The following is a 9,744-nucleotide window of genomic DNA, read 5'->3' as shown; positions in this document are numbered from 1 at the left end:
CCGGCCCTTCACCATGCACCCGTCGGGGCCGGAGCGGCCCTCAGGCCCCCGGCGTCCCGAACCACTGCTCCAGCACCGGCCGCAGCGTGGCATCGCCCGGCTCACCGGCCCACGCCACATGCCCGTCCGGCCGTACGAGCACGGCCGACGCGCCGATCTCGGCGACCGGCTCGGCCACCACCCGCTCGACGCGGTCCGCCCACGCCGCCACCGGATTCGCCGCGCCCCCGGAGCCCGTCAGGTCCAGGAACACGCCCCGCCCGGCGTGCAGCGCCGAGGCCACGCTGCCGGGCCCGGCCACCGTCACGAGCGGCACGTGCGGCAGTCGCCGCCCCACGGGCGCGGCCGCGCCCTCCGGGGCATAGCTGACGTCCAGGCCCGTGGACAGCTCCAGCAGGTAGCGGTTCGCGTCCGGGAACTTCAGCAGCTCCGCCATCAGCGCCCGCACCGGCGCCACCTTCTCCACCGGGTGGATCAGGGCCAGCTGGGTGTCCGTTGCGGCAGCCGCGCGCAGACCCTGCGGGCGCCGTTCCGCCGTGTACGTGTCGAGCAGATTGGCCGGGGCCCAGCCGAGCAGGTCCGCCGCGAGCTTCCAGCCCAGGTTCACCGCGTCCTGAAGCACCAGGTTCATGCGCAGCCCGGCCAGCGGGTAGAAGGTGTGCGCCGCGTCGCCCACGAGGAAGACCCGCTCGGCCTGATACGTCTCGGCGACACGCGACGGGCCGCCGTAGCGGCGGATCCAGCGCACCGGGACATCCGGGAACGGCGTGTCGTTGAGCCGCGCGACGGCCCCGCGCAGCTCGGCCGCCGTCGGCTCCACCGACGGACCCGGCAGGTCCGTGTCGAACTCCGCGGTGATCACCCGGGTGACCCCCGGCTCCACCGGCACCGACGAGTACAGCCCGCCCACCGGGCAGAACCGGGCGCCCCGGTGGATCTCCGGCAGGTCCTGGATGTCGATCTCCACGTCCGCGACCAGACCGCAACTCGCCGGGCCCGCACCGGAGAAGGTGATCCCGGTCTGTGCGCGGACCACGCTGTCCTCGCCGTCGGCGCCCACCAGGTAGCTGCCGCGCAGCTCGTACGTCTCCTCGTCGGCGCGGACCGTAACGCTGACCCCGAACTCGTCCTGGGTGTAGCCCGCCAGCTCATGCCCGTAGCGGACCTCGGCGCCACGCTTCAGCGCGTGCCGCTCCAACTGCTTCTCCAGATACTCCTGAGCGAGCAGCAGGGCCGGCTGATGGCGTCCTTCGAGCGGGGTCATGTCGAGCCACAGCAGGGAGAAATGGGTCCCCTGGACCGGAGTGGTGTGCTTCTGCAGACCCTCCAGCAGGCCCCGCTGGTCCAGCAGTTCCACGACGGTGGTGTTGACGGCCTGGCCCACGGACCGGCCGCTGCGGGAGGGAAGCCGCTCCAGCACGACGCTGTCGATGCCCCACAGTCCGAGCTCGTGGGCCAGCATCAGCCCTGCGGGCCCGCCGCCCGCGATGATGACGGGATCGGACATATCCTGTTCCTCCGGTTTCTGGTGTCGTGCATGGTGCCTGGCGTCCGGCCCCGGGCCCCTGACGAGCCCGGGGCCGGACGGCCTCAGGCGATGCCGAGCTCGTTGTCGATGAGGTCGAAGATCTCGTCGTCCGTCGCCACGGAGATCCGCTCGGCGGACTCCTCGTCCCCGCTCGCGGGTCCGGACCCGCCGTGCTCCTCCAGCCGCAGCAGGAAGTCCTGCAGTCGGGCCGTCAGCCGGACCACGGCTGCCGGGGACGGCTCGGTCGAAGCCAACGCGTCCTGGACCAGGTCGAGTTCGCTGACAATGCCTGCGAAGACGTCCCGCTCCGCGGGAGCGAGCAGCTCGTCCAGGTGCGCGGTCAGGGCGCCGGGGGTGGGGTGGTCGAAAATCAGGGTCGGGGTGAGCCGCTGTCCGGTGGCGGCGCCGAGCCGGTTGCGCAGCTCGACGGCGGACAGCGAGTCGAAGCCGAGCGACTGGAACAGCCGGTCCGCTCCCACACTGTCCGCCGAGGAGTGACCGAGCACGGCCGCCACATGCTCACCGACCAGCTCCGCCAGCCGCTTGCGCCGCTCCTGGGCCGACAGGGGAGCGAGCCTGTCGGCCAGGGAGACCTCACTCGCGCCCCCGCTCGCGGAACGGCCGGCGGCACGCGCCTGCGGGCGCGGGCGCGCCTGTCGTACGAGGGCGCTGAACAGCGGATCCAGCAGGCCCGCCCGCGCCCGCTCGGCGAGCGTCGCCTGATCGAGCCCCATCGCCACGGACACGGGCTGGCGCAGCCCGAGCGCCGCGTCGAAGCGGGCCAGGCCGTCGGCGGAGGTCAGCGCGGTCACACCGGTACGGGCCAGCCGGGCCAGCGCCGTCTCGTCCAGCTGCCCGGTCATCGTGCTCGCCTGGTCCCAGAGTCCCCAGGCGAGGGAGGTGGCGGGGAGTCCTTGGGTGTGGCGGTGTGCGGCGAGGGCGTCGAGGAAGGTGTTGGCGGCGGCGTAGTTGGCTTGTCCGGCGTTGCCGAGGATGCCGGCGGCGGAGGAGTAGAGGACGAACGCGGCGAGGTCGGTGTCGCGGGTGAGTTCGTGCAGGTGCCAGGCGGTGTCGGCCTTGGGGCGCAGGACGGTGTCGAGGCGCTCGGGGGTGAGGGTGTCGATGGTGCCGTCGTCGAGGACGCCCGCGGTGTGGATGACGGCGGTCAGGGGGTGGTCGGTGGGGATGGTGTTCAGGAGGGTGGCGAGGGCGTCGCGGTCGGCGGTGTCGCAGGCGGTGAGGGTGACGGTGGCGCCGAGGGCTTGGAGTTCGGTGCGCAGGGTGTCGGCTCCGGGGGCGTCGGGGCCCCGGCGGCTGGTCAGGAGGAGGTGGCGGACGTTGTGGTGGGTGACGAGGTGGTGGGCGAGGAGGGTGCCCAGGGTGCCGGTGGCCCCGGTGATCAGGACCGTCCCCGCCGGATCCAGCTCACGCGGCAACGACAGCAGCGTCTTGCCCACGTGCTGTGCCTGGCTGAGGTGACGCAGAGCGGCCGGTGCGTGGCTCACGTCCCACGCGGTCAGCGGCGGCGGGGTCAGCACCCCGGCCTCGAACAGCTCCACCAGGGCCTTCAGCATCTCCTGGGTCCGCTCCGGGCCCGCATCCATGAGGTCGAACGCCTGGTAGACGACGCCCGGGTGGGCGGCGGCCACCTCCTCGGCATCCCGGATGTCCGTCTTGCCGATTTCCAGGAAGCGGCCGCCGTGGGGCTGGAGGCGCAGGGTGGCGTCGACGAACTCCTTGGCGAGGGAGTCGAGTACGACGTCGAAGCCCTGTCCTTGGGTGGCGGTGGTGAATTGCTGCTCGAAGTCGAGGGTGCGGGAGTTGGCCAGGTGGGTGTCGTCGAAGCCGAGAGCGCGCAGGGTGTCCCACTTGCCGGTGCTGGCCGTGCCGAACACCTCGGCGCCCAGGTGCCGGGCGATCTGGGTGGCGGCCATCCCGACACCACCCGCCGCGGCATGCACGAGCAGCCGCTCACCCGCCTGAAGGCCCGCCAGATCCGTCAGACCGTAATACGCCGTCAGGTACACGACCGGGATGACGGATGCCTGACCGAAGGAGAGCCCCCGGGGAATCCGGGCGGTCAGCCGGTGGTCGGTGACCCCGACCGGCCCCAGCCCGCCCGAGGGGAACATGCCGAACACCCGGTCGCCGACGGACAGCCCGGTCACCTCGGAGCCGGTCTCCAGGACGACGCCCGCGCCCTCGCCGCCGATCATGGCGTCGTCGCCCGGGTACATGCCGAGGCCGATCATCACGTCACGGAAGTTGAGACCGCCCGCGCGCATTGCCACCCGGATCTCGTGGGCAGCGAGCGGACGCTCGCCCTCGGGGTGCGGAACGAGCGCCACATTGCCGAGCGTGCCCTTGCTGGTGACATCGACGCGCCAGGAACCGACGCCGTCGGGCGGGGTCAGCACCCCGGCCGCATCCGCCGGCCGCACCAGCCGCGGTACGTGGGCGCTCCCGTCCCGGACCGCCGCCTCGGGCAGCTCCTCCACCAGCACCTGCAGCACCGCGTCCGCCGCCGCCGAAGCGACGTCCGGCACGGTGTCCAGGTCCAGGAGCGCGAAGCGCTCCGGGTTCTCCGTCCGTGCCGAACGCACCAGACCCCAGACGGGAGCCGCCGCGAGGTCCCGGATCTCCGGTCCCGGCCGGGTGGCGACAGCGCCACGCGTCACGACGACCAGCCGGGATCGCGCGAACCGTTCGTCGGACAGCCACTCCTGCACCAGGCCGGTGGCCCCGTACAGCACGGTCCGGGTCGCCGTCAGGACGTCGGCGGTGTCCTCGCCCTCGCTTGCCACGCTCACCAGGACCAGGCCGGGTGCCTCGGCACCGGCGTCCACGGTGGCGCCCAGCGCCGCCAGATCCTCGTAGCGGGCGCAGTCCCCGAGTACGGGGGCCAGCCCCAGCGCGTCGGCCGCCCCGAGCAGTGCCACCGACTTGGGGGCCGGCACGTCCGTGGCCGGGGGCAGCGGAGCCCAGTCGAGCAGATGGACGCCCGATTCGTCCTGGGCGCCGGCCGACGCGCCCAGCTGCTCCCGGCTGACGGGCCGGGTGGTGAGCCCGCCGATCCGGGCGACCGGGTCGCCGTTGCCGTCGAACAGGGACAGCTCGACGGTGTCGGGGGTGGTGGGGGTGAGGTGGACGTGGAGGGTGGTGGCGTGGGTGGCGTGGAGGGTGACGTTGTTCCAGGCGAAGGGGATGCGCTGGCCGGTGGTGGGCTCGTTGGTGGTGTTGAGGATGAGGGGGTGGAGGGCGGCGTCGAGGAGGGCGGGGTGGAGGGTGTGGTCGGTGGGTTCGGTGGGGGTGGGGAGGTTGATTTCGGCGTAGAGGTCGGTGCCGTGGTGCCAGAGGTGGGTGAGTCCTTGGAAGGCGGGTCCGTAGGTGTAGCCCTGGTCGGCGAGGTGGTCGTAGAGGTCGGTGAGGTCGTGGGGGGTGGCGCCGGTGGGGGGCCAGGTGGCGGGTGCGGTGGGTGCGGGTTGGGTGTGGGGGGTGAGGGTGCCTGTGGCGTGGGGGGTCCAGGTGTCGGTGGTGTCGGTGCGGGAGTGGATGGTCAGGGCGCGTCGGCCTTCGGGGTCGGCGGGTTCGACGGTGACCTGAAGGCGTGTGGGGGTGTGGGGGGTGAGGGTGAGGGGGGCGGCCAGGACCAGGTCCTCGATGGTGGCGAGGCCGGTGAGGTGGGCGGCGTGCAGGGCGAGGTCGACGAACGCGGTACCGGGCAGGAGGGTGGTGCCGGCGATGGTGTGGTCGGTGAGCCAGGGCAGTCGCTGCTCGGACAGGAGCCCGGTCAGGATGAGGTGTCCGGTGTCGGCGATCTCGACGGCGGCCCCGAGCAGGGGGTGCCCGCCGGCATCGAGTCCGGCTGAGGTGACGTCGGTCTGGTGGACCGGGTGGAGCCAGAACTCCTCGTGCTGGAACGCGTAGGTCGGCAGGTCGACGCGGTTCCCGCCGGGCAGGAGAGCCGTCCAGTCGACCTCCGTCCCGCTGGAGTACGCGGTGCCCAGGGCCTGGAGCAGGGTACGGGGCTCTTCGTTGCGGACGTTGAGTACGGACGCGGCGGTCGGGGCGTCCAGAGTGCTCTGCACCAGGGACGTCAGGACGGGGTCCGGGCCGAGTTCGAGGTAGGTGGTGATGCCCTGGGCGTCCAAGGTGCGGGTGCCGTCGTGGAAACGCACCGCCGCACGGATCTGACGCGCCCAATAGGCCGGGCTGGTCAGCTCGTCGGCGACCTGACCGGTGACGTTCGATATGACCGTGATCTGCGGCTCGTTGAACGTGAGAGAGCCGATCGTCTCCTCGAACTCGGCCAAGGCCGTGTCCATGTGCGCGGAGTGGAACGCGTGCGAGACCGTAAGGCGCTTCACCTTCACGCCACGCCCGCGGAACAGCTCCTCCAGGCCCCCGACCGCGTCCGCGTCACCGGAGACCACCACGGCTGCGGGACCATTCACCGCCGCGAGAGACACGCCGTCACCCAGCTCGGGCAGGACATCGGCTTCCGGGGCGGCGATCGCGAGCATCGCACCGCCCGCACGCGCGGCCTGCATCAGCCGGCCGCGCACCGCGACCAGCGCACACGCGTCCTCAAGGGAGAACACTCCCGCTGCGTACGCCGCCGTCACTTCACCGATCGAGTGACCGATCAGCGCATCCGGACGCACCCCGAACGACGACACCAACGTGAACAGAGCCGACTCAAGCGCGAACAGCGCGGCCTGCGTGAACCGGGTCTGATCCAGAACCGGATCACCCCCGAACACCACGTCCTTCAACGAGCAGCCCAGCTGCCGATCCAGGTACGCACACGCCGCATCGAACGCCTCGGCAAAGACCGGGAACGTGTCATACAGCTCCCGGCCCATCCCCGCCCGCTGGCACCCCTGCCCCGTGAACAGCAACGCCGTCCCCGCAGCACCTACCGCACCCGCAGCACGAACCTTCTCCAGGCCGGCGACCAGCTCTTCGCGGTCCGCGCCCACGACCACCGCACGGTGCTCGAAGGCCGTACGGGCCGAGGCCAGCGAATAGCCCACGTCCAGCAGCGACGCGTCAGAGCCGCGTACGAACTCGGCGAGCTTCCCCGCCTGCGCGCGCAACGCGTCCGCGCTGCGCCCCGAAACCACCCACGGCACCAGGACCGGGTCCGCGCCCTCCGCAACAGGGGCCTGCTCGGGTTCTTGTTCCAGGATGACGTGGGAGTTCGTACCGGAGATGCCGAACGACGACACGGCGGCGCGGCGCGGGCGGTCGACCTCGGGCCACGGCTGCTGTTCGGTCAGCAGCTCCACCGCACCCGCGGACCAGTCGACATGCGAACTCGGCTCGTCCACGTGCAGGGTCCGGGGCAGGATGCCGTGCCGCATCGCCATGACCATCTTGATGACCGCCGCGACACCCGCAGCGGCCTGCGTGTGACCGATGTTCGACTTCAGCGAGCCCAGCCACAACGGCCGGTCCGCCGAGTGCTCCTGACCGTACGTCGCGATCAGCGCCTGCGCCTCGATCGGGTCACCCAGCCTCGTCCCCGTACCGTGCGCCTCCACCACATCCACGTCCGCAGCCGACACCCGCGCGTTCGCCAGAGCCTGCCGGATCACCCGCTGCTGCGACGGACCATTCGGCGCCGTCAGACCATTGCTCGCACCGTCCTGATTGACCGCCGAACCCTTGATCACCGCCAGCACCGGATGCCCATTGCGCCGCGCGTCCGACAAACGCTCCAGAACCAGCCACCCCACACCCTCGGCCCAGCCCGTTCCGTCGGCGGAATCGGAGAAGGCCTTGCAGTGGCCGTCCGGGGAGAGCCCCCGCTGACGGCTGAACTCCACGAACGTGGTGGGAGTCGCCATGATCGCGACCCCACCCGCGAGCGCGAGTGAGCACTCGTCCTTGCGCAGTGCCTGCCCGGCCTGGTGCAGGGCGACGAGGGACGAGGAGCAGGCGGTGTCCACGGAGACCGCCGGGCCTTCGAGGCCGAAGGTGTACGCGATCCGGCCGGAGGCGATGCTGCCCAGGCTGCCGTTGACCAGGTAGCCCTCGAAGTTCTCGGGCGCGGGCCGCAGCCGGGAGGCGTAGTCGTTGTACATGACACCGGCGAAGACTCCGGTGTTGCTGCCCTTCAACGCCTCGGGCACGATCCCGGCCCGCTCGAACGCCTCCCACGCCGTCTCCAACAGCAGACGCTGCTGCGGATCCATCGCCAGGGCCTCACGGGGCGAGATACCGAAGAACTCCGCGTCAAAACCCGAAGCCTCGTACAGGAACCCGCCCCGACGCGTCATCGACTTACCCGCCACGGACGGGTCCGGATCGAACAGACCCTCCACATCCCAGCCACGGTCCGACGGGAACTCACCAACCGCGTCCCCGCCCCGCTCGACCAGATCCCACAAGCCCTCCGGAGACGTCACACCCCCAGGGAACCGACACGCCATACCCACGATCGCCAACGGCTCATTCGCCCGCTCCTCCACATCGGAGAGCTCCCGCCGGGCCTGGCGCAGATCGGCGGTGGCCCGCTTGAGGTATTCGCGGAACTTGTCTTCGTTGTCAGCCACTGGAGAAAGACCCTTTTCTGGGGAGCGGGCAAGCGGGCGGGCGAACGGACCGTCAGGCCGGGATTTCCTCGACCTCGATGGCGAGCGACGGGCAGCGGCGCGCCGCGTCCTTCACCTCGGCGTGCAGCGACGGCTCGGGGTCCTTGTCAAGCAGGAAGACGACGCCGTCCTCCTCACGCTGGTCGAACACATCCGGCGCGGTCAGCGCGCAGATACCGGAGGAGCAGCACTCCTCTTCCTTGATGGTGATCAGCAGTCGTGCCTGGCTCACCAGGTCACCTCCAGTCGGTGGATTCCGAATACGGTCGCGTCCTTGAACGGAAGGTCTTCCGGGGGACCGACCAGGCGCAGTCCGGGGATGCGCCGGAAAAGGGTGTCGTAGACGATCTCGAGTTCGGCCCGGGCCAGGTTCTGGCCGAGGCAGGCGTGCACGCCGAAGCCGAAGGCGACGTGGCCGGACGTCTGGCGCCCCAGGTCGAGCGTCGCCGCGTCGGGGAAGACCCGCTCGTCGTGGTTGGCGGCGGCCGCCGACGCGATGAAGCCCTCGCCCGCACGTACGACGACGTCACCGACCTCGATGTCCTCAAGGGCCACGCGGGCGGTCGGGTAGTCCACGATGCTGAACCAGCGCAGCAGTTCCTCGACCGCGCCCGGGGTCGTGGACGGGTCGGCGGTGATCGTGGCGAGCTTCTCCGGCTCCCGCAGCAGGGCCGCCACTCCGAGCGAGATCATGTTCGCCGTCGTCTCGTGGCCGGCCAGGAGCAGGAGCATCGCGAAGCCGGTGAGCAGCTCGTGGTCGTAGATGCCCGCTTCCCGGTACTTCACGGCGAGGCGGCTGAGCAGCGCGTCATCGGGCGCGTCGTCCTTGCTGGACACCAGGTCGCCGAGGAACGTGCGCAGAGCGCCGAAGGCGGCCCCGCGCTCCTCGGGCGTACTGGATCGTTCCAGCAGCACCTCGGTGTACTTCTGGAACGTGCCGCGGGTCTCGTACGGAACCCCGAGCAGCTCGCAGATGACGAGTGAGGGGACCGGCAGCGAGAGTTCCTGGACCAGATCCACCGGCCTGCCGTCCGCGCCGGCCTCCAGAACGCGGTCCACGCATTCATCCACGATTTCCTGAATACGCGGACGCAGGCGGCGGACACGATTGAGCGTGAATTCGCTGGTGACCATGCGCCGGTGAAGCGAATGGTCCGGGGAGTCCATCGACAGCAGGAACCCCTTCTGCGCGAAAGCCCCCACATTGGCGACGGTCGCGGGAAAGGCGGGATGGGCTCTGCTGGCCGAGGTGGCCGGATGGCTGAGAAGAGTGCGTACGTGCTCGTGGCGGGTGGCCAGCCAGGCCGATTTTCCGTTCTGGAGCACCACCTGGGACATGGGCCCTTCGTCGCGCAGCGGTGCGTACTCGGCCGGCGGACTGAAGGGGCAGGTCCGGGCAAAGGGAAAAGGTGGTATGTCGGAGCTATCGGTATCGGACATGGTGGTGACCTCTCGAGACAGAGCGCTTCGCGCCGGAAGGTAGGCGCAGGGGCTTAATTGCCGCTAAAAGCGGCAGCGCTTTAGGTCTGATTAAGGCCAAGGCAAGCAGTGCGGAGGAGGGTGGCGAGCCGAACGGGTGGCCCGGTAGCCCAAGGGGATGGCTCTGCATGCCGAATG

General features: G+C 70.9%; 4 protein-coding genes. All 4 read right to left on the bottom strand.

Features of this window, described 5'->3' with window-relative positions:
- Positions 1-40: 40 nt before the first annotated feature.
- Entirely contained in the window at positions 41-1,507 is a 1,467-nt protein-coding gene (locus tag AMK18_RS32870; protein ID WP_073865704.1) for an FAD-dependent monooxygenase, read from the bottom strand.
- Between the two features lie 83 nt (positions 1,508-1,590).
- On the bottom strand, positions 1,591-8,088 hold the full coding sequence (locus tag AMK18_RS32865) for a type I polyketide synthase (RefSeq protein ID WP_073865703.1): 6,498 nt from the start codon (positions 8,086-8,088) through the stop codon (positions 1,591-1,593).
- Between the two features lie 52 nt (positions 8,089-8,140).
- A complete protein-coding gene (locus AMK18_RS32860; RefSeq protein ID WP_330315488.1) occupies positions 8,141-8,359 on the bottom strand; it encodes a ferredoxin in 219 nt (72 codons plus the stop codon).
- Positions 8,356-9,465: a cytochrome P450 gene (locus AMK18_RS32855; RefSeq protein ID WP_275408133.1), complete on the bottom strand. Its 1,110-nt coding sequence runs from the start codon at positions 9,463-9,465 to the stop codon at positions 8,356-8,358. The genes AMK18_RS32860 and AMK18_RS32855 overlap by 4 nt, the downstream gene beginning before the upstream one ends.
- Between the last annotated feature and the right edge of the window lie 279 nt (positions 9,466-9,744).

The sequence above is a fragment of the Streptomyces sp. CB01249 genome, from assembly GCF_001905735.1.
GTDB lineage: Bacteria > Actinomycetota > Actinomycetes > Streptomycetales > Streptomycetaceae > Streptomyces.
Note: the sequence above shows the minus strand (reverse complement) of the source record. Positions and strands in the feature narration are given on the sequence as shown.